The organism is Ruegeria sp. HKCCA0235A (assembly GCF_013033235.1).
GTDB lineage: Bacteria > Pseudomonadota > Alphaproteobacteria > Rhodobacterales > Rhodobacteraceae > Ruegeria.
Window position 1 is genome coordinate 316,099 of the sequence record NZ_WQDQ01000003.1, and the last position, 25,406, is coordinate 341,504.

Genomic DNA, 25,406 nt, shown 5'->3' on the forward strand with positions numbered 1-25,406 from the left:
AGATCAGGTGTTGAAACGTTTGACGTAGTAGTCAACCATCTGGCTGACCATGTCATCCGCCTGACCGTGGTCGCGCGCGTCGTTCAGCGCCGAAAGCGCGCCCTGTGACATCACGCTGGTAACACCGGCTTCGCGCGCCATTCGATCATAATACCCAAGGTCTTTTGCCGCGTTCTTGATGGCGAAGGCCAGCTGGTTTGGATCATTCTCGACACCGTAGGCTTTGACGAAATCCATCATGCCGGAATGCAGCGGCCCTGCGGCCATAACGTCATACAGCTGCTTGCGGTCAACGCCGGTGATGTCAGCCATTGCAAAGGCTTCAGCCATCGCGTTCGCGACCGTCATGCCGAAGAAGTTGTTGATCAGCTTGATCGTATGTCCCGATCCGACAGGGCCCAGGAAAAAGACGTTTTCACCCAGATCCTTCAGTGTCGGCTCGGCCTTGTCAAAGGCAACCTTGTCACCGGACGTCATGATGTTGAGCTTGCCTTCCAGTGCATGCGACGGCGTCCGGCCCAGTGGCGCGTCAAGATAGCTTCCGCCGGCTGCGGCAACCTCCTCGGCCAGGGCGCGTGTGCTGCCCGGAAGCGAGGTGCCAAAGTCGATGACGATCGCCCCGGGCTTCAGTCCCGCGATCACTCCATCAGCACCGCGCATACGGCCCTCGACCTGTTCGGACGTTCCCATGCACAGCATCACGATGTCGCTGGCCTGAGCCAGCTCCCGGGCGTTTTGCGCCTCGCGGGCGCCCCGGTCAATCGCGGCGTCCAGATGTGTGCGGTCGCGGTTTCCCAACACCGTGACCGAGTATCCCTGGTCCAACAGCCGGCTCACCATGGCTCCGCCCATGAGTCCCAGGCCGATAAACCCGATTGATGGTTTGCTCATTGGTTTCCCTTTCCGTGAATATGTCTGGTTTTCATTCTTGTGTCTGTCGCGGGCGGCTTTGCAGTCTGATTGCTCATATTGCCCGGGGATTAGTCATTGGTTTTTTTGAATGGTCCGAAATTTTGCCCTGCCGCGTCTCCGTCAGGCCGGCGCCCGCGCTCGGGCCGTTCGCGCCTTCAGCTCCTGTTCGATGCGTGATGTGACTTCGAGCGTTCGGGCTGCATCCTCGACGTCGATCAAAGGTGGAGCGCCATTGATCACGTCAAGGAAGTGATCCAGTTGCGCCTCCAGCGGTGTGCGTTTCTGGTCCGGTCTTGGAAGTTGGTCTTTTTGGGCCGCAGTGCCCCAATCCTGTCCGCGCCACAGGGTCATGGAGGGAAAACTGACGGCGCCCCTGGTTCCCGTGATCCACATCATGTCCTGATGGGTCGTGCCGATGTTCGGATTTTCACCGGTTCCGGCCTCAAATCCCCAAGGGCTGGGCGTGGTGTCGGCAAAGCTGATGGTACCCGTCGCGCCGTTTTCGAATGCGATCGCGACAGCGCCGCTTTCGATCCGATCCGATCCGCGGATCGGCGCGCCGGGCAGGGCGACGACATCCGAGATTTCTCCGATCACAAAGCGCAGGACATCGATGTCGTGCACCAGATTGATCATCACCGGGCTGCCATCGGAAGTCCGCCAGTTCTGTTCAAAATAGCTGTCAGGTTTACGCATGGCCCACAGCAACGAGACGTTGATGACTTGTCCGATCGTACCTTGCGCGATCACCTTCTTCAGGTGCTGCAAGGTTGTGTGGTACCGCCTATGGTGGCCGACCAGGCTGCGTACATCGGCCTGGCGAACGGCTGTCTTAAGGCGCAGTGCATCATCGATCGATGCGGCAACCGGCTTTTCGATCAGCATATGCCAACCGCGGGATGCGGCCAGAATGCCATGTTCGGCATGCAGGCGGGTCGGCGTTGCAATGATGACGCCATCTACTGTGTCCTGCACCTCGTCCATACTGGCAAAACGCGGCGCATCGATCTGGATTGAGACATTCGGATCAGCCAACCCGACCAAGGTGCAGCCGGGATGCTCGATCACGGCGCGGACGTGGCGAATACCGATCAATCCGCCGCCGGCTACAAGGATCCGTTTCACATCACCGCTCCGATTTGCCAAGGAACGAATTCGTAGTCGCCCAAGCCCTGCGCCTCGGACTTGGTTCGCGCGCCCGAGGCGACTTGGAGCATCCGTCGGTATATCTCCTGTCCTTTTTCTTCGACGCTGACGCCTTTGGTCAGGATGTCGCCCGCGTCCACGTCCATGTCTTCGGACATGCGCGCCGCCAATTCAGAATTGGTGGCGATTTTTAGCGTCGGCGCCGGTTTGGACCCAAAGGCCGAACCGCGCCCTGTAGTGAAGCACACAAGGTTGCACCCGGCCGCGATCTGCCCTGTCACCGAGGCTGGGTCATATCCGGGGCTGTCCATAAAGGTGAAGCCCTTGGCGGTGATGGGTTCGGCGTACTTGAACACACCGGTCAAAGGGCTGGTTCCGCCCTTCGCCGCCGCCCCCAGCGATTTCTCAAGGATGGTCGTCAGACCCCCTTGTTTGTTGCCGGGGCTTGGGTTGTTGTCCATCGAACCGTGATTGCGGGCGGTGTAGTCCTGCCACCAATCGATCAGTCCGATCAGACTTTCCCCGGTTGCGCGATCAAGGGCACGGCGGGTCAAAAGGTGTTCGGCTCCGTAAATCTCGGGCGTCTCAGCCAAGACACCCGTGCCGCCTTGGGCGACCAACAGATCGCAGGCGCGTCCGAGCGCCGGGTTCGCGGTCACTCCGGACCAGGCGTCCGATCCACCGCATTGTAGCGCAACCATCAATTCGGACGCAGGGGCTTCGCTGCGCCGCGCCTCATTGGCAATGGGAAGCATCTGATTAATCTTGGTGATGCCCATTTCCACGGTCCGGCGCAGTCCGGCGATGTTCTGGATGTTCATCGTCTGAAAAGTGGGGCTTTGCTTCAACCCATACGCATCCAACAGCCAGTCGATCTGGTTCATCTCACAGCCCAGACCGACCATCAGAACGGCAGCGTGGTTGGGATGTTTCGCAAACCCCCACATGACCCGTTGAAGAGCTTCGAAACCGTCGCCTGAATCGGCCATTCCGCAGCCCGTTCCGTGGACAAAGGCCACCACGCCGTCGACATTTGGATACTCGGCCAGCTTGTCCGGCGTGAAGTGATTGGCGATCATGCGAGCCGCCGTCGCCGAACAGTTCACGGTGGTCAGAACCGCGATGAAATTCCGCGTACCGACCCGACCACTGTCCCGGTGGTAGCCCATGAACGTATCAACCGAAGCGGCGGGTCTCATAGGCCTGTGATCCGTCGCAAACTCATAGTCCACGCTGGTGTTGCGGAACTTGACATTGTGGGTATGCACATGATCGCCGGGGTGGATCATTTGGGTCGCGTAACCGATGATCTGGGCATATTTTCTCACCGGATCGCCCGGTACAATCATCTGCGTGGCGACCTTGTGGCCCGACGGGATGCGCGCATTGGTCGTGACATCCTCGACCAAACTGCCGACCTCCAGGGGCCGAGTTGCAACCACCACGCTATCCATTCGATCTAAACGTACAAAAGTCATAATCAGCTTTCCTGGCAGCCGAATCTAAGCGCAAAAGGGCGAGTCCGATGTCCACCGGTGAATATCTATGTGCGGTTGCCCGGACAGCCTTGCCCGCGCCGCCTCCCAATTTGACTTGCAGACACGCCAATCCCGCAGCTCGGTTTCGGGGCGCGATCTGGACCTCGCGATGAAGCTTGGGAAATGGTCTCGACCGGTGGGTTGGCCTGCTGCACTGAAGCGGATGTCGAACGACCAGCGGAACCGGTCCGTTTCATTGACCAGCGACGCATGTGGTGTCAGAGGGTGAAACAGGATGATCCCGCCCGCCTTGACAGGCAGGGGCAGGGCGCGGTCTTCGTCAATGAACCCGTCGGCAATGCCTGTCTGAGTCCGCGCGCAATGCGGCAGGATGGATTGGTCCTTTGCCTTAGGCAGCACTTGCAGGCAGCCGTTTTCGACCGTTGCATCGTTGACGGCAATCCAGACCGTGACCATGTCGGTCTGGTCCGCATCCTCCAACGCAACTGCCCGGTCCTGATGCCAGTCCGTTGCGGTGATATGCGCCCGCACCTCGTCCTTGGACAGCTTGAGGGCAGGGGGCTTCAGCCGAACATGCTGGATCGGATTGCTGACCAACTCTGGCCCGATCAACTGCTCGACGATGTCCAGCATGGGTTGGGCCGTCAGCAAGTCGAACACGGCGGGCCCAATATGGAAAGGTGTGTCCGCCATGATCCGGTCGCCGGGCAATGAGATGTCCAGCGGCTGGAAATAGTCGCAACCGGCCTGATAGGCGGACAGGAGTTTGTCCCAGAAGGACATTCCGGACGGCTCGTCCTTGACCAGCCCTTTATCGTACCAACCGTCATATAGCCGGTTCAGGACATTCGAGTATTCGGACTGCACCCGATCCAGGACATCGCCGGGAATTACATCCTCTACCACGAGGTATCCATCGGTCTGGAACTTGCCAATCTGATCTTGTGTCAGCATGTGTGCAACCTCACAAAAGCAGCGCGATGATGCCCGGCCAGATCAAAAGAACGGAAAGTGCCAGCAACTGGATCCCGATGAACGGCAGGAAGCCGCGGAAGATATCCGTCAGGCTGATATGCGGCGGAGCTACAGATTTCAGATAGAACGCAGCCGGGCCGAACGGGGGGGACAGGAAGCTGACCTGCATGTTCATACAGAACACGACACCAAACCAGATTGCGACATGACTCGGTTGCAACTCGCCAATGAGACCGATTTCCTCGATAGGAAGGCGCAGGACGATCGGCAGAAAGACCGGAATGATTAACAGCACGATGCCGACCCAATCCATGAACGCGCCCATGAACAGCAGGATCAGCATCATTACCAGAATGACCAGCATGGTCGGCAGGTCTTGCCCGACGATCAGGTCGGCCACGTATTGAGGTCCGCCGGCAATGGTGTAGGCACCCGCCAGCGCGGCGGCCCCGATGGTGACCCATATGATGGTGCCTGTGGATTTGAGCGTCCGCATCAAGCTGTCCCAAACCAGCTCGAACGATCCTTCGCCCCGCAGGATGGCGATGATCAGAACGGCGAAGGCGCCCATGCCTGCAGCCTCGGTGATGCCGGTGATCCCGCCATAGATCGAGCCGAGTACGACGCCGATGACGACCAGCGGCGCGACGAGGCCTTTGCCCATTTCCCAGCCGATTTTTGCGCGCTGTCTCCCAAAGACAAAGAAGATCAGCAGTAGGGCGACGATGGTGATGCCGGCAAACCAAGGCAGGTAGTCAGCCGTACCCAGCCGTGCGGGCTCGCCCTGGCTGGCAGCGTTCGAGCCGGAAAGCTCAAAAAACGCAGCCCGGATAAAAAGAACAGTAGAGAACCCAGCGACGACGATGCTCATGAAGGCCGCAAACAGTTTGCGCTTTTCAGCCGGTTCGGGGTCGCTCGGGTCCGGTTCCGGCAGCGGCGCGTGGTGAGGATTCAGCCGCGTGCGAATGATGATGTACAGGATGATCATCGAGGCCAGCATGAAGCCGGGAATGAAAGATGCGGTGAACAGCGACTTGATCGAGGTTTCGGTGATCAGCCCATAGATGATCAGAACGATCGAGGGCGGGATCATGGTACCCAGCGACCCCGAGGCGCAGATGACGCCGATTGCGAGGTTCTGATCATAGCCGAGGCGCAGCATCTGGGGCAGGGCGATCAGGCCCAGCAGGACAACCTCACCGCCGATGATGCCGGACATGGCCGCCATGATCACTGCCATAATCGAGGTCACGATCGCGATACCGCCACGCGTTCTGGACAGCCAGACATTCAGCGACGAATACATGTCGCGCGCGATCCCGGACCGCTCTAGCAGCGACGCCATGAAGATGAACAAAGGCACGGAAATAAGCACGTAGTCCGTTAAGAGCCCGTATATCTTTTGCGCCAGAATATAGAGTGGCCCAGTGCCTGGCCGCCCGGTGAGAATCCCGTCGCCGAATGAAAACGGGTTCAAAAGAAGTGTCGGTTCGAACTTCAGGACAAGAACCAGAACCGCAAGCGAAGCCGAGGCCAGACCCAGGGGCATCCCGATCGCCAGGAGAATGATCAGGGCGACCATCAGGATGAGTGAGATTGTTCCAATATCCATCAGTCTTGTCCCACCGCCCGTTTGATCATTTCAATTTCGTCTTCGTCCGGTTCATCTGTGTGGATTTCCGGTTCTTTGTTCCAATCCGCAACCAAGTTCAAAATTGCCTGCATTGCGACGAGCGTAATCACGATCAGTACCATCGGCTGCAACGTCGCCGGGATCGGAGGATTGAAGGCGGAGCCGTAAAGCTCCCATTTATAGAGCTTGTTGACGAACACCTGTTTGTAACTGCCGTAGACCAGAAAGAAGGCAAACAGGACGATCAGTATTGTTGAAACCGTGTCAAAAACGCGCTGAAGCCAACGTGGAACTGCGTCGTAAAGCAGGAATATTCGTATGTGACTGCGTTGCTGCATGGCGTAGTAGCCAGACATCAAAAACACAAAGCTGGCGAACCAGAGCGTCATTTCGTTGGCCCACTCGGTCGGCTTCTCAAGGATATAGCGCATGAAGACTTCGTAGAGCATGACGACAGTCATGATTGCGATCATCATCATCGTAACTCGGCCTATGAACAGGGCGAAACGATCCATAACCGTCGAGCCTTCGAACTCCATCGTCGCCGGGCGCACGGTCTTTGTACCAATCACTGCAAGAAACGGCAGAAGGACGAGCGCGGCCACGTCGATGATGTCGACAAACCCCCCGAACACACCAGGCAATTCGGGCGTGACGTCGCTGCGTAGATATATTTCCGTTACCTGACTTTTGAGGGATTCAGAGGTGTAAGGCAGCCAATCCAACAGGAATGCTGGAAGATGCCAAACAAGCCAACTGGCAGTCGCGACGAAGGCCAACGGTATGAGCCATTCAATTGGTCCGCCTGAATTCTTGTGCATCGCGTAACCCTCGTCCCTATCCTTCGATCCTGTAATGATCGATAAAGTCTCGATCCGGCTCGACACCCAGTCCGGGGCCAGTCGGGATCATGACACGGCCATTATTGGCCTTGACCTGATTTTGAATTTCCAGCGGTACGGTCAGCAGATCGTCCCGAAACTTGTTGTCCGTTGTGTCGAACTCCAGCATCGGCTCCCATGGATGCAAACCGCCCGGAATTGATGGCATGGCCGCCAGTAGGTGCAGATTGGTTGCGACGGCGATGGCGCTGCCCCAGACGTGATTTACGACCGGAGTGAAATGTGCGTGGCATAGAGCCAGTACCCTGAGATACTCTGAAACACCGCCCAAAGCGCATACTTCTGGCTGCGCTATATCAATGCCGCGATTTTCAAGAAGACTGCGCCAGGCCCAGCGATTGAATACCGCCTCTCCGCCCGAGATGTTGACTTTAAGCGAACTTCGCAGTTCGCGGTACCCGTCAATGTCTTCTGGCGCGACCGGTTCTTCGAACCAATATGCGTCCAGCTCTTCCAGCGCCCGACCGACAAAAAACGCGTCCGAAGTCGTATAGGCATGGTTCGCATCGACCATAAAAGGAAAGTCGTCACCAACTCCGCGTCGAACTGCTTCGCACAGCTTCACATCAGGCTTCGGGCCAAAGCCCGTTTTCATTTTGGTGGCGGTAAATCCCATTGCCTTGATCTTTGCGGCTTCATCCTCAAAACGGCTGGCCAGATGAGAAATCGGTTCATCCCGGAGCATCATGCCGTAGCCGTAGCAAGGAACGCTTTTGCGATGCGCGCCCCCGACAAGTTTATGGAGGGGGAGGCCAGAGATTTTTCCGGTAATGTCCCAAAGTGCGATGTCCACCCCGGACAAAGCCTGTATTGGCATTCCGCCTTGGCCATGGTCTCGCAAAAGGTTGTACACCTTGTGCCAGATCACGTCTTTGTCCAAAGGGTCCAAGCCGAGGACCATTGGTTGGATGACCTTTTCGACGATGGACTTGTTGGCTATGGCTACGTTTCCGGGACCAAAGCACTCGCCCCAACCGGTTACCCCTTCATCTGTCTGAATCTCGACCAGATGGGTTGTGCGCCTGTCATAATACTGTTGCGAATAGCCCAGAACTTCCGGCATGTCGTACTGCAGTACATGACTTATAATTCTGGTAATTTTCATGAAGTTCTGAATCCTGGCGCAGATGCGGAGAGGCCGCTGATGCGGCCTTTCCGAGTGTCCTAATTCGGTCGAAGCCTGATTACTGCATTGCGCCCAGGTCACGCAGGAAGTTGATGTGGCTTTCCAAAAGCGCCTTTGCCTCAGGAGTCGTTGCGAACTCAGTCCAACCAACCTGAACGGCCGCGCGATACGCTGCCAGGTCTTCAGGCGACCATTCGTACAACTGAACACCTTTTGCCTTCAGGTCTTTTGCAGTCTGAGCGTTCTGCACTTCATTGATTGTGGCATTGTGCAATGCCAAGCTATCCATTGCGACTTCCATGATCTTCTTGTGGTGCGCAGGCATCGCTTCCCAGACGTCTTTGCGACAGGCTAGGTGATCTGCGGGCATCGAGTGGAAACCGGGATAGTTTGTATGACCTGCGATCTCGTACAGACCGAGGCCCACGTTGTTAGTCAGGTTCGCAGCATCCGCACCATCAATGATGCCGGTTTCCAAGGCCGTAAAGATTTCGTTGAAGTCCATCACGATCGGAGAAGCACCAAGTTCCGCGAACACTTTGGTTGCAAGGCCTGGAGGCGAGCGGAATTTCCAATCCTTGAAGTCTTCAACTTTTGCAATCGGCTTGGTCGAAGAAAGCGACTCCGGCCCGGGAATCCACCATCCGATGAACTCCATGTCGTAGCCGTTGTATAGATCGTTTACAGCTTCTCTTCCGCCGCCATGAAGAAGCCAAGCCATTTGCTGGTATGGGTTCTGATATCCGCCGAGCAGGTCACCCGCAAACTGGAAGGCCGGGTTTTTCCCGGTCTGATAGCCGCCGCCCGTCATGTCGCAATCCAGAATTCCCGTAGCTGCGGCATCGAAGGTTTCAACCGATTTGACCACCGAAGAGGAATAGAACATTTCAACTTCGATTTCGCCGTTCGACATTTCCTGAATGTCTTCAACGAATTTTGCAGCCATCTGGCCAGACAGAGTTTCGGGCGAAAAATGGGTTTGAATTCTAAGCTTCGTTGTTTCGGCCATCGCGAAACCGGCTGCCATTGTCGTGGCTACGGCCGCCACGGCCGCTGTCTTGACTACTTTCATATTGTCCTCCCAGACGTTGTGCGTTGCGCGGTGTGGAAGATCTTGCCGCCTCCTTTGCTGTCACGCAGGTAAACGTTAAGCCGACGAATCGAATGCAACAAGAAAAAATTGAAATTTCTAAAAATTTCGAGATTCTTGCGATAATTCGAAAATAAGGTTAGGACGCTACTTGGACAAAACTTTAAGGTGCATGCCGGGATGAACGAAGAAATAGATATTTATCAAGACCTTAAGATGCGCCTGATCTCTAATGGATTCGAACATGGAGCCAAGGTGCGGGCCGAAGAACTACGTAAAGTGTATGGCTGTTCCGCAAGTGCGGTTCGTGAAGTCCTTTTTCGTTTGGCCGCTGTTGGTCTGGTGGACTTTCAGGAACAAAAAGGTTTTCGCGTACCAATGCGTTCACCGCAGAAGCTTATCGAATTGACACATGTCCGTGTTCTGTTGGAGGCCGAAGGTACCGCAATGTCGATCCGAAATGGCGGGGTGGATTGGGAAGCAAGATTGACGGCTGCACATCACAAACTCAGCCATATCGAAAAACGCATTCACGCCACGGACGACCCAAGCGACCTTGTCGAGATCTGGTTTGCCTCGGAGAAGGAGTTTCACCAGACGCTTATTTCTGCCTGTGGCTCGGAAACCTTAAAACAATTGCATAGCCGGATTTACGCGCAATTCAGACAGCAGTTGATGGTGGCAGACCGGAACTTTGAGTTCATTTCTCAGAACATAAGGCATCATGCAGATATACTTGAAGCGGCATTGTCGGGGGATGAGCAGTTAACACGGGAGAAAATCCACAATCATCTGAAACGCCATCTAACCGGAAAGACGATGGGCGACTAAGGCCTAAAATCGTCTTCCAAATACACTTGAATGATTTCATCAAAACTTGATTCCGCCTCAAACCCCAGCTTCAGAGCGCGATCTGTTTGAAAGTCGCGCGGCCAATTCTTGACTATTCCTTCAATTGCCTTGTCCGGTTTTCGCCTGATTAGGCCAACAGCGTCTTGACCGGCGACATTGCGCAGAGCTTCGATTTGTTCGGCGACGGTGCAACTGACACCTGGCATGTTCAAGGCGCGTCGGTCATTCAAAAGCTGCGTGTCCAATGTTGCTGCGTGGGTCAAAAAAGTCGCAGCGGCGCGGGGGCTAGCGTGCCAGTGTCGAACAGTTTCGGCAACTGGCAAGACAGCCTCATCCCCATTCAATGGCTCGCGGATTATTCCTGAAAAGAAGGACGAAGCGGCAGCGTTGGCCTTGCCCGGGCGCACACACAAAGTGGGCAAGCGCAAGGAAACACCGTCGATATATCCTTTCCTGCTGAAATCCGTGATCATCAATTCAGCCGCCGCTTTCTGCGCTCCGTAACTTGTCAAAGGTGCCGAAAGGAATTCATCGCTTATCTTTTCAGGGAATGGTGACCCGAAAACTGCTATGGACGAGGCAAAAACCAGGCGAGGTGTGTACTCCCTTCCTGATGCCTCGTGTTCATCCTTAAGTGCGTTCAGCAGTGCCCACGTTGCCATAAGGTTTACATCCCAACCCAACGCAAAGTCTGTTTCAGCTTGGCCTGAAACGATAGCTGCAAGATGAAAAATGACGTCTGGCCGCTGCGTAGCAAAAGACTTAGCTATGCCTGACGCAGTCAAGTTCCCCACAATTTGATTACCTGCCGCACTGTCGGGCGGGAACGAGAGATCGAACAGTGAAACTTGGGCATCGGCTCCAAAGGTTTCTTGGGTCGACACGCGATGGGCCAGTTTCTGGCCCAGCATTCCTCCGCCGCCTATAATCAGGATCCGCGTCACAGCATTCCGTTCCGTTTTTTGAGTTCTAGATACAAAGCCGAATGATCCAGTTCGGCCCCATCCATTTCGTCAATCAGATATTCGAAACGGTCGCGCACAGATTGGGTGCTAGGTAGCTCAACTCCAAGGCTTCGCGCTTCCTCCAGCGTGTTGTCCAAATCCTTTAACTGAAACTTGGACAAACCTCCGGGTACAAAATTTCCGTCAGACATGCGTTCGCCATGTTGTTGCAAGATAATGCTATCAGCAAATCCCCCCTTCAGTGCGGCCCTCAACGCGGCAGGGTGAGCCCCGCCTCGCTGAGCCAGTAAAGTCGCTTCGGCGACAGCCGATATAGTCACAGCGACAATCGTCTGGTTGGCCAGTTTGCACAATTGACCAGAACCACTTGGGCCTACATGCACAGGGCGGCCCATTGCTGACAGAACCGGTCGCACGCGCTCCATAACGTCCTGATCACCACCGACCATGATCGCAAGCGTGGCAGCTTCGGCACCTTTGGTGCCGCCGGAAACCGGGGCATCCAGATGCTGCAACCCCATCGAAGACAATTGCGCGGATTGTTCTCGGGCGTGTTCGGGTTTGGCGCTGGACATATCAATCCAGATCATTCCGGGTTTGAGTTGTTTGCGGAAAGCCTCGTCAGAAAGTAGCGCGCCGCTCGCGTATCCGTCCGACAGCATCGTTACAATTACGTCTGCACCCGAAACCGCCAGCGGGGCAGTTTCCGACAATGTCGCGCCTTCCGCCGTCAACGGTTTTGCCTTATCCAAGCTGCGGTTCCATACAGTTAACGGAAATTCGGCGCGCAAAATATTCCTCGCCATAGGAGCGCCCATCAGGCCGGTTCCCAATAGAGCTACTTTGAACTGCTTGCTCATAATCCTCTGTCCTTCCGAAGGTGCGCCACGCATGGTTATGGCCAAACCAAAATCTCTGTCATACGCTAACGGCTCTGGGCCCACATGCCAGAAGTCGTTGCAAATCCACCAAGGTTTCTTTGCTTCTCGGTTGATCTGTGGGACGAAGCAACACTTGTCCAGTCGCCACTTTTAGGGTCGGAAAATATATATGTCAGAGAGACTTAAGGGAAAAAACGTCCTGGTTACAGCCGCCGCACAAGGGATCGGACTTGCAAGCGCAATTGCGATGGCAAGAGAGGGTGCGAAAGTCTATGCGACGGATATTGACCCTGAAAAACTAAATTTGATTCGCGATCGGAATCTCGAAAATCTCGAAATTTTCGAGATGGATGTGACAAATAATGACAGTATTCATCATGGGGTCGCGCGAGCGCGGCCGGATGTTTTGTTCAACTGCGCCGGGTTCGTGCATCATGGAACTATTCTGGATGCAACCGATGAAGAATGGGACTTCGCCATGGACCTGAATGTGCGTTCAATGGTGCGCACAACAAAGGCTGTATTGCCGGGGATGCTAGAGCGCGGAGGAGGCTCGATTATCAACATGTCTTCCGCATTGGGTTCCATAATCGGTGCGCCAAATCGTTTTGTATATGGAACAACTAAGGCTGCTGTTGTTGGGCTGACGAAATCGGTAGCCGTGGACTTCATAACACAAGGAATTCGGTGCAATTGCATTTGTCCGGGAACAGTCGACAGTCCCAGTTGGCGTGACCGCGTAGATGCGTTGGGCGAGCAACTGGGCAGCAGAGAAGAAGCCCTTGCACAATTTGTGGCGCGTCAGCCCATGGGGCGTGTAGCGAAGGCAGAAGAGATTGCTGCATTGGTCGTCTATTTGGCGAGCGATGAAAGTGCATTCACCACGGGACACACGCACATAATTGATGGGGGATGGTCAGGCCAATGACTAAAATATCAAAAAATGATCTGCGATCTCGCAAGTGGTTCATGAATTCTGAGAACCTTGAGATGACGGCATTGTATCTAGAGAGATACCTGAATTACGGATTGACCCGCGCAGAACTGCAATCCGGCAAGCCGATCATTGGGATTGCTCAGACCGGGAGTGATTTGAGCCCCTGCAACCGGCATCATATCGAGTTGTCCAAACGCGTTCGCGACGGGATCATCGCCGCCGGGGGAACGTGCATCGAGATACCGGTCCACCCGATACAAGAGACCGGTAAACGGCCAACGGCCTCTCTCGATCGCAATCTGGCTTATCTGTCCCTGGTTGAGAGTCTATTCGGGTATCCGATTGATGGCGTTGTTCTGAACATTGGTTGCGACAAGACCACGCCCGCACTTCTTATGGCCGCTGCGACCGTCAACATCCCAGCGATTGCCCTGTCGGTCGGCCCAATGCTCAACGGCTGGTGGAAAGGTGAGCGCGCCGGATCAGGAACGGTTATTTGGAAAGCGCGCGAAGACCTTGCGGCTGATGAAATCGACACCGATGAGTTCATGGAGATCGCAGCCGCCGCGGCACCTTCGGTGGGTTATTGCAATACGATGGGAACAGCAACGACCATGAATTCGCTTGCTGAAGCCTTGGGTATGCAATTGCCAGGATCAGCAGCCATACCAGCCCCGTACAGAGAGCGCGGTCAAATCAGTTATGAAACGGGTAAACGCATTGTGGACATGGTCTGGGAGGATCTACGCCCCAGTGATGTGATGACACGTCAGGCTTTTGAGAATGCGATTGTCATAAACTCGGCGATCGGTGGATCGACGAACGCGCCGATACACCTGAATGCGATCGCCCGGCATCTTGGTGTTCCATTGAACAACGATGATTGGCAGAAGCTTGGCCACGACGTTCCTCTGTTGGTTAACATGCAGCCTGCGGGTAAATATCTGGGCGAAGATTACCAACAGGCCGGGGGTGTTCCCGCCGTTGTGGGAGAGCTTCTTGATGCTGGATTGCTGCCGCATCCCGATGCGATAACGGTGAACGGTAAGACGATAGGCAAAAATTGCTCGACGCGCCGGTCTCAGAATAGCGACGTAATCAAGCTTGTCAGTAGCCCGGTTAAGCCACAGGCGGGGTTCATCAATCTCTCGGGCAACTTGTTCGAGAGTGCGATTATGAAGACATCTGTGATTTCGCAGGCATTTCGAGAGACCTACTTGTCGAACCCGGATGATCCTAATGCATTTGAGGGCAGGGCGGTTGTGTTTGATGGGCCCGAGGATTTTCACCATCGGATCGATGATCCCGCCGAAAAAATCGATGCAAACTGTATTCTGATTATGCGCGGAGCAGGACCAAAAGGGTACCCGGGTGCCGCAGAGGTCGTGAACATGCGTCCGCCTGCATATTTGTTGAAACAAGGCATCGAAGCCCTTCCTTGCATCGGTGATGGCCGGCAATCCGGCACCTCAGGAAGCCCGTCTATCCTGAATGCTTCACCAGAAGCTGCAGAGGGCGGTGGGTTGGCCTTGGTGCGAACTGGCGACCGACTGCGCATCGATCTAAGCAAAGGCACTGCAGATATGCTGGTTTCGCTTGAAGAGCTGCATGAACGCGCCCGCGATCTGGAGGCAAAGGGTGGGTATACAATGCCGCCCAATCAATCCCCATGGCAGGAAATATTCCGCGAAAAAGTAGATCGGTTGGATCGCGGTATGACGCTCAAGGGTGCCGAAAACTACCGCGATATCGCGCGAGGCTTCATGCCACGCGACAATCACTAAAAGGAACTGAAATGAAACTTGTTCGTTACGGAGCCGAGGGCTCGGAAAAGCCTGCTTTGGTCGATTCCCAGGGTCAATTGCGGGATTTGTCCGCCCACATCAATGATGTTACGGGCGATGTTCTGGATGACGGAACGCTTGATAATCTGCGCTCATTGGATCCGAATAACCTGCCAATTGTCGAGGGGGATCCTCGTATCGCACCGTGTGTCGGTGGCATCGGAAAATTTCTTTGCATCGGTTTGAATTACTCGGACCATGCCGCAGAAACCGGCGCAGATATTCCAGAGCATCCGATACTTTTTTTCAAGGCAAACTCAGCCGTCATTGGTGCCTATGATGATGTTGTCATGCCGCGCGGATCTACTCACACCGACTGGGAATGCGAACTGGGCGTCGTCATCGGCAAAACGGCCAAATACGTGTCCAAGGCTGATGCGCTCGAATACGTTGCCGGTTATTGCATCGTGAACGATGTGTCTGAAAGGCACTTTCAAACTCAATTGACCGGTCAATGGACCAAAGGCAAGTCTTGCGACACATTTGGCCCCACAGGTCCTTGGCTAGTGACCCGGGATGAGGTGCCGGATCCTCAAAGTCTTGGTATGTCACTGGATGTAAACGGTCAGCGCATGCAAACCGGGAATACATCTACGATGATCTTTTCCGTTGCCGAGATCATTGAACATCTAAGCCAACTTTTCACACTGCACCCCGGTGACGTCATTTCAACTGGAACACCGCCCGGCGTCGGAATGGGGATCAAACCGGAACCAGTTTACCTGAAAAAAGGCGACGTAATGGAGCTTCGCATCGATGGGCTTGGTGTTCAGCGGCAAACGGTCGGCCAAGATGACTGACTTATTGCAAATCGGCGGGATCACTGAACGGATGCGAGAACGCCTGTCCGCAGCGTTCGACATTCATCAATTGGACGATTTCAACGCGGATAGTATTACGCATATCGTAACGAACGGGCACGATGGTGTTCCGCATGACCTGATGACATCACTCAGTAATCTTAAGATGATCAGCGTCTATGGAGTCGGTTACGACGCCGTAGACGCAAATGCCGCGGCTGAGCGCGGGATTTGTGTGACGCACACACCCGATGTTTTGAACAAAGAAGTAGCAACCACCGCCGTTCTGCTATTGCTGTCATGTTACCGAGAGCTTGTACGTGACGACAATTACGTTCGGTCCGGACGGTGGGAGGTTGAAGGCAATGCCCCTTTGACCCGATCAGCAGACAATCAAAAGATAGGCATTCTTGGTCTTGGTCGCATTGGTCAGGCGATCGTTGATAAGTTAGAGCCGTGGGCCCCCGAAATCTCTTATCATACCCGCAATCAAAAGGATGTCCCGTACCGTTATTTCGACAATTTGGTTGAAATGGCAGAACATGTTGACGTCCTCATATGCATCACGCCCGGCGGTCCGTCGACCAATAGGCTGGTCAACGCTGAGGTGCTTCGCGCGTTGGGGGCGGGCGGCACTCTGATAAACGTTAGTCGAGGTTCGGTCGTCGACGAAACTGCCCTTATCAACGCATTGCAAAACGGCGAGCTTGGGTGGGCGGGGCTTGATGTTTTCGAGGACGAACCGCGTGTTCCAAAAGCGTTGCGCGAGATGTCCAATGTCGTTCTGCTCCCTCACGCTGGTAGCGCGACTATTGAGACGCGTGCAGCTATGGGTGACCTAACCGTCGACAATCTTCTGCAACACCTTAAGGACGGATCGGTGATCACAGCTGTGCCAGAATGCAGAGATCTGTAAAAGGCCAATCTGAAGAGTGTTTGAGTTTGCTGTCGCGGTTTTCTTTCTGCTGATTACGCCGGGCCCGGGTGTTCTAACAACTGCGGGTATTGGATCGGCATTTGGTTTTCGAGCTGGACTTGCCTTTGTGGCTGGTTTGATGCTGGGCGGGTTCATCAACATGATGTTGGTTGTCTCTGGAGTCGCTGCGGTAGCTTTGGCTATACCGGCGCTCAGAACTTTGCTGCTATGCGCCTCACTCGGGTATTTGGTATTTCTGGCCTGGCGAATTGCCAGCGCTGGCTCAAAGGTCGGGTTTTCTCCAGCGGTTTCGCCACTTGGTTTTGCGAACGGGCTGACACTTCAGTTCATTAATCCCAAGGCTTACGTGGTCAGCACAGCATTGTTTTCAGGGTTTGCCTTTTTGCCCGATGCGCCCGTTTGGGAGGTCGTCATAAAAATCCTTGTATTCAATATGATCTGGGTGCCAGTGCACATGATCTGGCTGGGTGCTGGCGCAAAACTGGGCAGCCTTGATATAAGCCAAAGATCGCATCGAAGGATCAACTTTGCGATGGCGGCTTCCTTGATTGTTGTTGTGGTGATTGCTTTGGCGTCGGCGCTGTAAACGATATCTTCGGTCAGTCGCATTCAGCAGAGGATTGAAAGCCACAAATCAAAGTGACGCCGTTATTCCACCATCGACATAGAGAGTATGTCCATTGACGAAACTGGATGCAGGGGACGCAAGGAATATGGCGGCACCGACAAGTTCTTCTACATTGCCCCAGCGACCGGCCGGGGTACGTTTCTCGAGCCATGCACTAAACGCTGGGTCAGCAACCAATGCGGCGTTCAAAGGTGTATCGAAATATCCAGGCGCAATGGCATTGCAGTTTAGACCATACTTAGCCCAATCAGTTGCCATTCCTTTTGTAAGGTTGGTCACGGCACCTTTTGTCGCCGTGTAAGGCGCAATACCCGGTCTTGCCAATGCGGATTGAACCGACGCAATGTTAATGATCTTACCTGATTTTCTTTCAATCATGTGTCGTGCCACTGCCTGACCGACATGAAAGACGGACGCTACATTTGTTTGTAGCAAGCGTTCGAAGGCATCAGCGGGGAAATCCTGTAACTCCGCCCTATGTTGCATTCCGGCGTTGTTTATCAGGATGTCTATCGGGCCAACCTTTTCTTCAAAGTCGTCCACAGCAGATCGGACGCCTTCATGATCGGTCGCATCGAACGCAAGTTCCCGTACCGAGGCGCCTGTTTCACTTAGTTCGGAGGCTGCTGCCGCCAGTTTTGTGGTGTCGCGCCCGTTCAAAACGACCTGCGCACCGGCAGCAGCCAAACCTCGTGCCAGTGCAAATCCAATTCCCTGACTGGAGCCTGTTATCAGCGCCCGAGTTCCACTTAGGCTGAACATTTCAAGCGTCATGCAAAAATCCCTTGGTTGTCGGCACCGACTATCCGTATCTTTTGGCGATGTGTATAGGGAGTCTGCGCAATGTCTTCGGCCAGTGTTGCTGTTGTTATCCATGCTGCGAAAGATCTGAGGTTGGAAAACCGGGATGTACGCGACCTGGGACAAGACGAAGTTTTAATTGCATTGCGCGTGGGGGGGATTTGCGGCTCTGACCTGCATTATTACAACCACGGTGGCTTCGGCGCGATCAAGTTGCTTCAACCGATGGTGCTTGGACACGAAGTCGCCGGCGAAATCGTAGAATTCGGGTCAAGTGTGCAGGGGCTGAACCTAGGTCAATTGGTTGCAGTTTCTCCATCCCGCCCCTGCCAAGCCTGCTACTATTGTCTGAACGGGCAGCAAAACCACTGTCTTGATATGAAGTTCTATGGCAGCGCAATGCCGTTCCCGCATATCCAAGGCGCTTTTCGGAGCAAACTCGTGGCGAAAGCCAGTCAATGTGTTCCGGCAGACGGGTTGAGCCCTGCACAGGCCGCTATGGCAGAACCGCTGGCGGTTTGTTTGCACGCGGTTAAACAAGCTGGAAGCCTGGTGGGTAAAACGGTGCTTATCACCGGATGCGGCCCGATCGGCTGCCTTACGATCTTGGTGGCACGTCGTTCTGGGGCGGCCAGAATAGTCGCGACAGATATCTCGGACCAGACCCTAGCCATAGCGCGTGAATGCGGGGCAGACGATGTCATCAACACCTACACTGATCCGCAAATGTTGGAACGGTTTGAAAAGGACAAGGGCCAGATTGACGTCCAACTGGAATGTTCCGGGGCTCAATCGGCCCTGGCTTCTGGCGTCGCATGCTTGCGCCCGCGTGGAACTTTGGTTCAGCTTGGCCTGGGCGGAGACATGACAGTGCCGATGCAGGCGTTGACTGCAAAAGAGATTGCACTTCGCGGATCTTTCCGTTTCCATTCCGAGTTCGCGGTCGCTGTCGAAATGATGCGAAACGGACTACTAAACGTCGACCATCTGGTGACGCATTCCTTCGAAGTTGGGGAGGCTGTCACTGCTTTCGAGGTTGCGTCTGATCGAAGCCAATCAATGAAGGTGCAGTTAACATTTCCGGATAATGACAATGGTTAAACGAATGCCTGATATAGCGACGACTTATGAAAGAGATGGTTTCGTGGCTCCGCTGGATATCCTGACAGTTTCCGAGGTTCAAACGCTGCGCGATGATTTTGAGAAAGCAGAGCGCACCCTCAGAGATGACCCAGAGAAACTCAAGCTTCTATACTCGTATCCGGACAGGCTGATACCATCATTCGATGCACTTCTCCGCCATTCGAAGCTGATTGAGGCTGCTTCAACGGTGTTGGGGCCGGACCTCATGGTTTGGAGCGGTGCACTTTTCGTAAAAGAGGCGCGATCATCGAAAATCGTCTCGTGGCACCAGGACTTGACCTATTGGGGATTGGATGATGCAGAAGAGGTTACTTGTTGGGTTGCGATTTCAGAAGCGTCTGAGCAAAGCGGGTGTATGAAGTTTGTTCCAGGCAGCCATAAAAGCCGTATCGTGCCTCACGTAGACACCTTCAGCAAAAACAATCTGTTATCACGCGGGCAGGAAATCGCAGTCGATGTGAACGAACAAGATGCAGTGGCTGCGGAATTGCGTGCGGGGCAGGCATCCATGCATCACGGGCATCTCTTTCACGCATCGGGACCCAATTACACTGACGACAGACGCATTGGCGCGGCGTTGCGTTTCATAAAACCCTCAATGAAACAGAAAAACGGCGTGAAAACTTTGGTTGCGCTAGTCGCAGGGCGAGATGATTTTGGGCATTTCTTAGTTGCGCCTTCCCCTCGGGGCTTTTTGCATGAGTGCGATTTCGATTTGTGTCAAAGGGATGCAGACCGCAAGAAACAAATACTTTTCGCCGGAGTGCAGTGATTTCCTTCGCAAGCTCTGAACCATTATTACACCAACCCCAAAGCAGACCTGAATTGCGAGAACAGGTGGACATCTAAAAGGGTCTTGTCAGAAGAACTCGGGTTGAAACGGGCAGGGGCTTTCGAAGCCTCCACCTGTGACCAACCCAGGCCCATTCAAGGAATTCTAGGCCAACCCCAGGATCATTCGTCGGGCCGTGATATTGTACCTTCGGTTTCCTGTGCCTTTTACAATGTCGAAGACCTGATGAATGAGCGTAGGATAGATGTGAGCCAGGAGGCAGTTCGATACTGGTGGACCCGGTTCGGCCCAATGTTCGCCACGGAAATCCTTAGAAAACGGGTCCAGCAGCAGCGGGCGTACTCAAAAATGGAAGTGGCATGTGGATGAGGTTTTTTTAAGATCAACGGCCAGCCCGATAATCTGTGGCGGCAATCAGAGATTTGGGTGCTACAGAAAATCAGCAAGCTGGTAGATGCCTAAAAACCGTGTCGAGAATTCGCACCTGCCGTTTCAACGACGCGAACGCGCCATGCTACGTTTTAGGCGCATGCGAAGTTTGCAGAAGTTCGCTGTAGTCCACTCCTCCGTCTACAACCACTTCAACCATAAAAGATCGTTAGCCAGCAGAGATACCTTCAAGCGAACACGCACAGTCGCTCTCGCCGGGCCGCGCGAACTTGGTGCGGCAAAAAGGGCAGCTGTACTGGCTTAGCAGAGACTGCTTCCAATTTGTCGTACAGCACCGCCATTTGTATCCGTTTCGCATCATTTCCATTCGACGATCTGGATTCATGCTGCAATTTTCGCGAGTTGCATTACGTGGTTCCGAGCACAGGTTGGTCTGATCACGTCCGATGAATGCCAAAAGAATTCCGGAGACGTTTAAGTGTCTGATCAATTGGGCCACTTATTCCTGCGGGCATTTTCCTTTTTGGCCAGCAAAGAGGGTGCCGCCATCCAGCACTTCTACGTAAACCCCCATATCCATATGGCCCAGATGGGTTCGAAGTAAGAACGGAATGTTCAAGTCTCGTAGGGCCGTCTCAGGATTCACCTCGGTAGCGGCGCATCTTTTCGTCCGCGAGAGTATCCGCAGCCTGACATCGCCGAACACAAAGGTGGAACCGACAGAGCTCAGCTCGGAAAACGGTGGCAATCCGTCAATTTCGATATTCGCCCGAAATCTGTCCGGGTGAATGTCTGTGCGCAACTTTCTGCTTAACGCATCAATAGAGCTTAAGTTGAGAACCGATATCGCATTCATCATCTTCGGTGAAACGACTGAAACATCCGTGAAACGATGCGGGTGCGAAGACACGAATCTAGGCGGTTCAGGATCCTGTAGTTCCAGCGTATCGTAGAGGAGTCTGGCGGCATCGGTTTTTCCTTGGGGCTCGCTCATGCGGAAGCAGTGGGTGCGGCCGTCCACATCAATTTCCAACTGCTGAGTTGTTGCGTCGAAACGTGTCCTGAGACCCGCAAGCCCAGCTTCTTTCAGCAAAACAACAAAGCGGTCTTTAGGAAGTGGCTTTGGGTCAGTCGGGTCAAAGCCGGAATTGTAGCGAGCAAAGCCGAAAAGGCGGTCACCAGGTACACCCTCACCCGCGCTCAGGTTGACTGTTTTCAGCGGCTCCGGACTCAGACCCTTGATAGGGTAACGCTTCATTCTGACAATGGTGAGTTCGCTCATGCGTTGGTTTCCGATCCGTCGTGAACAGCCGAATTTGGCTCGTCTTGCGTCTTCTGGGCCATCGATTTCCACGCGTTCGGGCGGGGGGCGTAAAGCCGGAAATCCAGCAATGCAGGGCCTGTGAGAACTGGCTATCCAAAGCTGCCAGCAGGTCAGTTTCAAAGAACTGTTTTGAGACTATCGGTTTTTCCTGTGGATTGTTGGAAAGTATGCGGAAGGAAATGGTGCAGCGTAAATTGTTCAAAAACAATGAATTAGTAGCGTAAATTTAAGTTACATGGGGCATTTTGAGGTACGAACCTCAAAATTATCTAGACTTGAGGTGCGTACCTCAAATAGCCTTGGAAGTATGCCGCGATTCGCACATCCTCGATTGACGGCGTTAAAAAGGGAGGAATGGATGACTTACTCAAAACTGGCGTCTACCAGCGCAATAGTCCTTGCCGCTACTACTCTTTCTACCAAGGCAAATGCTGAAGACCTGACACTGTGTTGGGCGGCATGGGACCCGGCCAACGCGCTGGTTGAGCTATCCAAGGAATTCGAGGCCGAGTCTGGCCACACAATGAACTTCGAGTTTGTGCCTTGGCCGAACTTTGCGGACCGCATGCTGAACGAGCTGAATTCCGGAGGGAAGCTTTGTGACCTGCTGATCGGGGACAGCCAATGGATTGGCGGCGGAGCTGAGAACGGTCACTATGTAAAGCTGAATGACTTCTTTGATGCTGAAGGCATCAGTATGGATGATTTCGCGCCGGCAACTGTGTACGCTTATTCGACTTGGCCAAAGGGCACGCCAAATTACTATGCGCTGCCTGCAATGGGTGATGCGAACGGTTGGTTCTATCGCAAGGACTGGTTCGAAGATCCCGATATCCAAGCCGCCTACAAAGAAGCAACCGGTCAAGATTTGCGTGAACCGGAATCCCAGAAAGAGCTGTTGCAGATTGCGCAATTTTTCCAAGGTCGCGAGATCGACGGAAAAACCGTGTACGGCGCTGCGATCTTTACCGAGCGCGGTTCGGAAGGGATAACAATGGGCGTGACGAGTGCGCTTTACCCTTGGGGGTTCAAGTATGAAAATACGCCGGGCTCGTATGACATGGAAGGCGCCGTGAATTCACCCGAAGCCGTCGAAGCGCTGGAATTCTACAAAGAGTTCTACAAAACAGCCACACCTCCGGGGTACACAAACTCTTACATGGGTGAAAGCCTGGACGCCTTTAAGTCAGGTCAGGTCGCCATGGCCATGAATTGGTTTGCATTCTTCCCGGGCCTCTATGCCGATCCCAATACCGGTGGCGACAAGATCGACTTCTTCGTGAACCCGCCGCAAAATCAGGCAGGTTCAACGTTGGGCGGGCAAGGGATTTCTGTCGTCAGCTATTCTGACAAACAGGATGCCGCGCTTGAGTACATCAAGTGGTTCGCGCAACCCGAAGTTCAGGCCAAATGGTGGGAACTGGGTGGTTATTCAGCACATAATTCCGTGCTGGAAGACCCCGGCTTCGTGGACAGCCAACCCTTTGCCGGTGACTTTCTGGAAGCCATGGCAGGTGTGCAGGACTTCTGGCAGGAGCCTGCTTATGCGGAACTGCTGTTGGCCATGCAGAAACGTATCCATGACTACGTTGTCGCCGATCAAGGCACCGCCCAGGAAGCGCTTGATCTTTTGATCGAGGATTGGACCGAAGTCTTCGAAGACGAAGGCAAGCTTTAATCCGGAAGCAGGGCAGGAGCGGGTTCAAGCCCGCTCCACCATGACCCGTGTGTCCCAAACCGACAAGAACTGGCAAAGAAATGTCTGACCGGACCATAGATCGCGTTGCGCAGGCAACGCCCACGCGAGTTGCGCGCAAAATCAGAGGCTTATCCGATCGAGCAATTGCTTGGATATTCATTTCCCCGACGATCTTCCTGCTGCTTGCAATCAACATTTTTCCGTTGATTTGGACAATCCAGCTTAGCTTTACCAACTACAAAGCCAATCGGATAGGGCGCGAGGTCAAGGATGTCGGGTTCAGGAATTACGAGCGTATCCTGACGGATTCCGACACCTGGTTGAATATGCAGGCGACGGCGCATTTTCTGTTCTGGACGATCTTTTTTCAGGTTCTGATCGGGTTCACTTTGGCGTGGCTAATCAACAAGAAGTTTAAGGGAAATGACCTGTGGACCACGATTATTGTCTTGCCAATGATGCTGTCCCCTGCTGTCGTCGGGAACTTTTGGAAGTTTCTCTATCAGCCTCAGATCGGCCTGTTCAACTATATCGTTTCGTGGTTCACCGGCAAAGACCCGTCAAGTTTTGAGATGCTGGGTTCGGTGACGTTGGCGCCCTGGGCCATCGTCATCGTCGACACATGGATGTGGACGCCGTTTGTGATGCTGATCTGCCTGGCCGGGCTGCGCAGTATTCCCGATTACATCTACGAGGCGGCCGAGATCGACAGGGCCAGCAAGCTGCGGCAGTTCTTTACGATTACGATCCCGATGGTGCTGCCATTCCTGATGCTGGCGGTGCTGTTTCGAGGGATCGAGAACTTCAAAATGTTTGATCTGGTGGTGCAGTTGACCGGCGGTGGGCCGGGGTCCGTTACGGAACTCACTTCGATCAATCTCAAGCGAGAGGCGTTTGAGAAGTGGCGTACAGGGTATGCATCGGCTTATGCAATCATCCTGTTCGTCACTGTGTTCGGCCTTGCGTCGATTTACGTCAAAGCCCTGAACAAGGTGAAGCAGAGATGAGCGGCTTTTCCGTCACTGAACCTTCGAACCGGTCCAAATGGATCGCAGGAATCCTGGTCATCACTTATGCGCTGATCACGATGATCCCGCTGGTGTGGATTTTGCTGACTGGGTTCAAGTCCCCTGCCGACGCGATCAGCTACCCGCCCAAAGTGGTCTTTGACCCAACGCTCGAAGGTTACGTCAATCTTTTCACCACGCGCACCAGGCAGACGCAGGAGTTTCTGGAAGCCAACCCGCCGCAGAACTGGGCCGATGAGATCGTCCGCCAATATGACATGGTGATCGTTGGGCCCTCCAAGTTCGGCGAGCGTTTCATGAATTCGGTCATCATCGGATTTGGCTCCACGTTCTTGAGTATCTTCCTCGGCACGCTGGCCGCCTATGCGTTCAGCAGGTTCAAGGTACCGCTCAAAGACGACCTTCTGTTCTTCATTCTTAGTACAAGGATGATGCCTCCGGTCGCTGTCGCCATCCCGATCTTCCTGATGTTCAGAAACCTTGGGCTGAGCGACACGCATCTGGGAATGATCCTCCTGTATACGGGCGTGAATATCTCTCTGGCGGTCTGGTTGCTGAAAGGGTTCATCGACGAAATTCCAAGAGAGTACGAGGAAGCCGCCCTCATAGATGGCTACACGAGGTTTCAAGCCTTCTACAAAGTGGTGCTGCCGCAAGCCGCCACAGGCATTGCGTCAACTGCGATCTTCTGCCTGATCTTCGCATGGAATGAATATGCTTTCGCCGTGCTGCTGACTTCGGCCAACGCGCAGACAGCGCCCCCGTTCATCCCCACCATCATCGGTATTGGCGGTCTGGATTGGCCTGCGGTTGCGGCCGGTGCGACGATCTTCCTGATCCCCGTTATGATTTTCACCATCCTGATGCGCAAACACCTGCTGCGCGGGATCACATTCGGAGCCGTACGCAAATGAGCGAGTTTCTTACCGGATTGATGCGGCTCCGCCGCGGCCCGTGGGAGATGGTCGCCACCATCCTGATCGCACTGGGTGTCTTCATGCTGATGCAGCCCTTTGTCCTTTGGGCGTTCACCTATTCCTTCATCGTCACGCTGATCGGAACCGTCATGTTCATCATCGTCAGCCATTTTCCGGAGTAGAA

At 54.2% G+C, this 25,406-nt stretch carries 24 protein-coding genes; 12 read left to right on the forward strand and 12 right to left on the reverse strand.

What is annotated here, in order from left to right; genetic code table 11:
• Window positions 1-3: 3 nt before the first annotated feature.
• The 8 genes from GOW56_RS07640 to GOW56_RS07675 all read right to left on the reverse strand — a co-directional run bounded on the left by GOW56_RS07640 (window position 4) and on the right by GOW56_RS07675 (window position 9,265).
• Complete coding sequence (locus GOW56_RS07640) at window positions 4-981, reverse strand: NAD(P)-dependent oxidoreductase (protein WP_371807887.1); 978 nt, start codon at window positions 979-981, stop codon at window positions 4-6.
• A gap of 51 nt (window positions 982-1,032) precedes the next feature.
• The gene (locus tag GOW56_RS07645) at window positions 1,033-2,037 is read right to left on the reverse strand and encodes a Gfo/Idh/MocA family protein (protein WP_171205496.1); all 1,005 of its coding nucleotides are present in this window, start codon (window positions 2,035-2,037) and stop codon (window positions 1,033-1,035) included.
• Entirely contained in the window at window positions 2,034-3,536 is a 1,503-nt protein-coding gene (locus GOW56_RS07650; protein ID WP_171205497.1) for a UxaA family hydrolase, read from the reverse strand. The genes GOW56_RS07645 and GOW56_RS07650 overlap by 4 nt, the downstream gene beginning before the upstream one ends.
• Before the next feature lie 24 nt (window positions 3,537-3,560).
• Entirely contained in the window at window positions 3,561-4,511 is a 951-nt protein-coding gene (locus GOW56_RS07655) for a phytanoyl-CoA dioxygenase family protein (protein ID WP_171205498.1), read from the reverse strand.
• A 10-nt stretch (window positions 4,512-4,521) separates the two neighbouring features.
• Entirely contained in the window at window positions 4,522-6,144 is a 1,623-nt protein-coding gene (locus GOW56_RS07660; protein WP_171167410.1) for a TRAP transporter large permease subunit, read from the reverse strand.
• Window positions 6,144-6,944 carry a TRAP transporter small permease subunit gene (locus GOW56_RS07665; protein ID WP_253286096.1) on the reverse strand — a complete coding sequence of 267 codons (801 nt, stop codon included), beginning with the start codon at window positions 6,942-6,944 and terminating at the stop codon, window positions 6,144-6,146. Before GOW56_RS07665 ends, GOW56_RS07660 begins: the two co-directional genes overlap by 1 nt.
• 58 nt (window positions 6,945-7,002) lie before the next feature.
• Window positions 7,003-8,172, reverse strand: coding sequence for a mandelate racemase/muconate lactonizing enzyme family protein (locus tag GOW56_RS07670; RefSeq protein WP_171205499.1), 1,170 nt, complete (start codon window positions 8,170-8,172; stop codon window positions 7,003-7,005).
• 79 nt (window positions 8,173-8,251) lie between these two features.
• Window positions 8,252-9,265: a TRAP transporter substrate-binding protein gene (locus GOW56_RS07675; protein ID WP_171205500.1), complete on the reverse strand. Its 1,014-nt coding sequence runs from the start codon at window positions 9,263-9,265 to the stop codon at window positions 8,252-8,254.
• Between the two features lie 198 nt (window positions 9,266-9,463).
• Here GOW56_RS07675 and GOW56_RS07680 point away from each other — a divergent pair, with 198 nt between their 5' ends.
• Window positions 9,464-10,114 (forward strand): GntR family transcriptional regulator, encoded by a 651-nt coding sequence (locus tag GOW56_RS07680; RefSeq protein WP_171115139.1) that lies wholly within the window; start codon window positions 9,464-9,466, stop codon window positions 10,112-10,114.
• Here GOW56_RS07680 and denD read toward each other — a convergent pair.
• Window positions 10,111-11,079 carry a D-erythronate dehydrogenase gene (gene denD, locus GOW56_RS07685; protein ID WP_171205501.1) on the reverse strand — a complete coding sequence of 323 codons (969 nt, stop codon included), beginning with the start codon at window positions 11,077-11,079 and terminating at the stop codon, window positions 10,111-10,113. The genes GOW56_RS07680 and denD overlap by 4 nt on opposite strands.
• The gene (locus tag GOW56_RS07690) at window positions 11,076-12,044 is read right to left on the reverse strand and encodes an NAD(P)-dependent oxidoreductase (protein ID WP_371807883.1); all 969 of its coding nucleotides are present in this window, start codon (window positions 12,042-12,044) and stop codon (window positions 11,076-11,078) included. The genes denD and GOW56_RS07690 overlap by 4 nt, the downstream gene beginning before the upstream one ends.
• 106 nt (window positions 12,045-12,150) lie before the next feature.
• Between GOW56_RS07690 and GOW56_RS07695 the strand changes: the two genes are divergently transcribed.
• Genes GOW56_RS07695 through GOW56_RS07715 form a run of 5 tightly spaced genes read left to right on the forward strand, consistent with a single transcriptional unit; the run spans window position 12,151 to window position 17,085 of the window.
• Window positions 12,151-12,909, forward strand: coding sequence for an SDR family oxidoreductase (locus GOW56_RS07695; protein WP_171115147.1), 759 nt, complete (start codon window positions 12,151-12,153; stop codon window positions 12,907-12,909).
• On the forward strand, window positions 12,906-14,702 hold the full coding sequence (locus GOW56_RS07700; RefSeq protein ID WP_171205502.1) for an IlvD/Edd family dehydratase: 1,797 nt from the start codon (window positions 12,906-12,908) through the stop codon (window positions 14,700-14,702). Before GOW56_RS07695 ends, GOW56_RS07700 begins: the two co-directional genes overlap by 4 nt.
• An 11-nt stretch (window positions 14,703-14,713) precedes the next feature.
• Window positions 14,714-15,562: a fumarylacetoacetate hydrolase family protein gene (locus GOW56_RS07705; RefSeq protein WP_171205503.1), complete on the forward strand. Its 849-nt coding sequence runs from the start codon at window positions 14,714-14,716 to the stop codon at window positions 15,560-15,562.
• Complete coding sequence (locus GOW56_RS07710) at window positions 15,519-16,478, forward strand: 2-hydroxyacid dehydrogenase (RefSeq protein ID WP_254447173.1); 960 nt, start codon at window positions 15,519-15,521, stop codon at window positions 16,476-16,478. The genes GOW56_RS07705 and GOW56_RS07710 overlap by 44 nt, the downstream gene beginning before the upstream one ends.
• A gap of 16 nt (window positions 16,479-16,494) precedes the next feature.
• Window positions 16,495-17,085: a LysE family translocator gene (locus GOW56_RS07715; protein ID WP_171205504.1), complete on the forward strand. Its 591-nt coding sequence runs from the start codon at window positions 16,495-16,497 to the stop codon at window positions 17,083-17,085.
• 48 nt (window positions 17,086-17,133) lie between these two features.
• On the opposite strand, the gene GOW56_RS07720 is transcribed toward GOW56_RS07715, so the two are convergent.
• On the reverse strand, window positions 17,134-17,901 hold the full coding sequence (locus tag GOW56_RS07720) for an SDR family oxidoreductase (RefSeq protein ID WP_171167428.1): 768 nt from the start codon (window positions 17,899-17,901) through the stop codon (window positions 17,134-17,136).
• A 69-nt stretch (window positions 17,902-17,970) separates the two neighbouring features.
• On the opposite strand from GOW56_RS07720, the gene GOW56_RS07725 reads away from it, so the two are divergent.
• Together GOW56_RS07725 and GOW56_RS07730 are read left to right on the forward strand one after the other, a co-directional pair.
• Window positions 17,971-19,029, forward strand: coding sequence for an L-idonate 5-dehydrogenase (locus GOW56_RS07725; RefSeq protein WP_171205505.1), 1,059 nt, complete (start codon window positions 17,971-17,973; stop codon window positions 19,027-19,029).
• Window positions 19,022-19,843 carry a phytanoyl-CoA dioxygenase family protein gene (locus GOW56_RS07730; protein WP_254447174.1) on the forward strand — a complete coding sequence of 274 codons (822 nt, stop codon included), beginning with the start codon at window positions 19,022-19,024 and terminating at the stop codon, window positions 19,841-19,843. Before GOW56_RS07725 ends, GOW56_RS07730 begins: the two co-directional genes overlap by 8 nt.
• 910 nt (window positions 19,844-20,753) lie before the next feature.
• Here GOW56_RS07730 and GOW56_RS07735 read toward each other — a convergent pair.
• Window positions 20,754-21,536, reverse strand: coding sequence for an MOSC domain-containing protein (locus GOW56_RS07735; RefSeq protein ID WP_171205507.1), 783 nt, complete (start codon window positions 21,534-21,536; stop codon window positions 20,754-20,756).
• Window positions 21,537-21,936: 400 nt separating this feature from the next.
• Between GOW56_RS07735 and GOW56_RS07740 the strand changes: the two genes are divergently transcribed.
• The 4 genes from GOW56_RS07740 (at window position 21,937) to GOW56_RS07755 (ending at window position 25,404) form a co-directional block, all read left to right on the forward strand.
• The gene (locus GOW56_RS07740; RefSeq protein ID WP_171205555.1) at window positions 21,937-23,256 is read left to right on the forward strand and encodes an ABC transporter substrate-binding protein; all 1,320 of its coding nucleotides are present in this window, start codon (window positions 21,937-21,939) and stop codon (window positions 23,254-23,256) included.
• Window positions 23,257-23,336: 80 nt separating this feature from the next.
• Window positions 23,337-24,284, forward strand: a complete 948-nt coding sequence (locus GOW56_RS07745; protein WP_171115163.1) for a carbohydrate ABC transporter permease — start codon at window positions 23,337-23,339, stop codon at window positions 24,282-24,284.
• Window positions 24,281-25,219 (forward strand): carbohydrate ABC transporter permease, encoded by a 939-nt coding sequence (locus GOW56_RS07750; protein WP_171115165.1) that lies wholly within the window; start codon window positions 24,281-24,283, stop codon window positions 25,217-25,219. The genes GOW56_RS07745 and GOW56_RS07750 overlap by 4 nt, the downstream gene beginning before the upstream one ends.
• Window positions 25,216-25,404 carry a hypothetical protein gene (locus GOW56_RS07755; protein WP_058274732.1) on the forward strand — a complete coding sequence of 63 codons (189 nt, stop codon included), beginning with the start codon at window positions 25,216-25,218 and terminating at the stop codon, window positions 25,402-25,404. The genes GOW56_RS07750 and GOW56_RS07755 overlap by 4 nt, the downstream gene beginning before the upstream one ends.
• Window positions 25,405-25,406 lie beyond the last annotated feature (2 nt).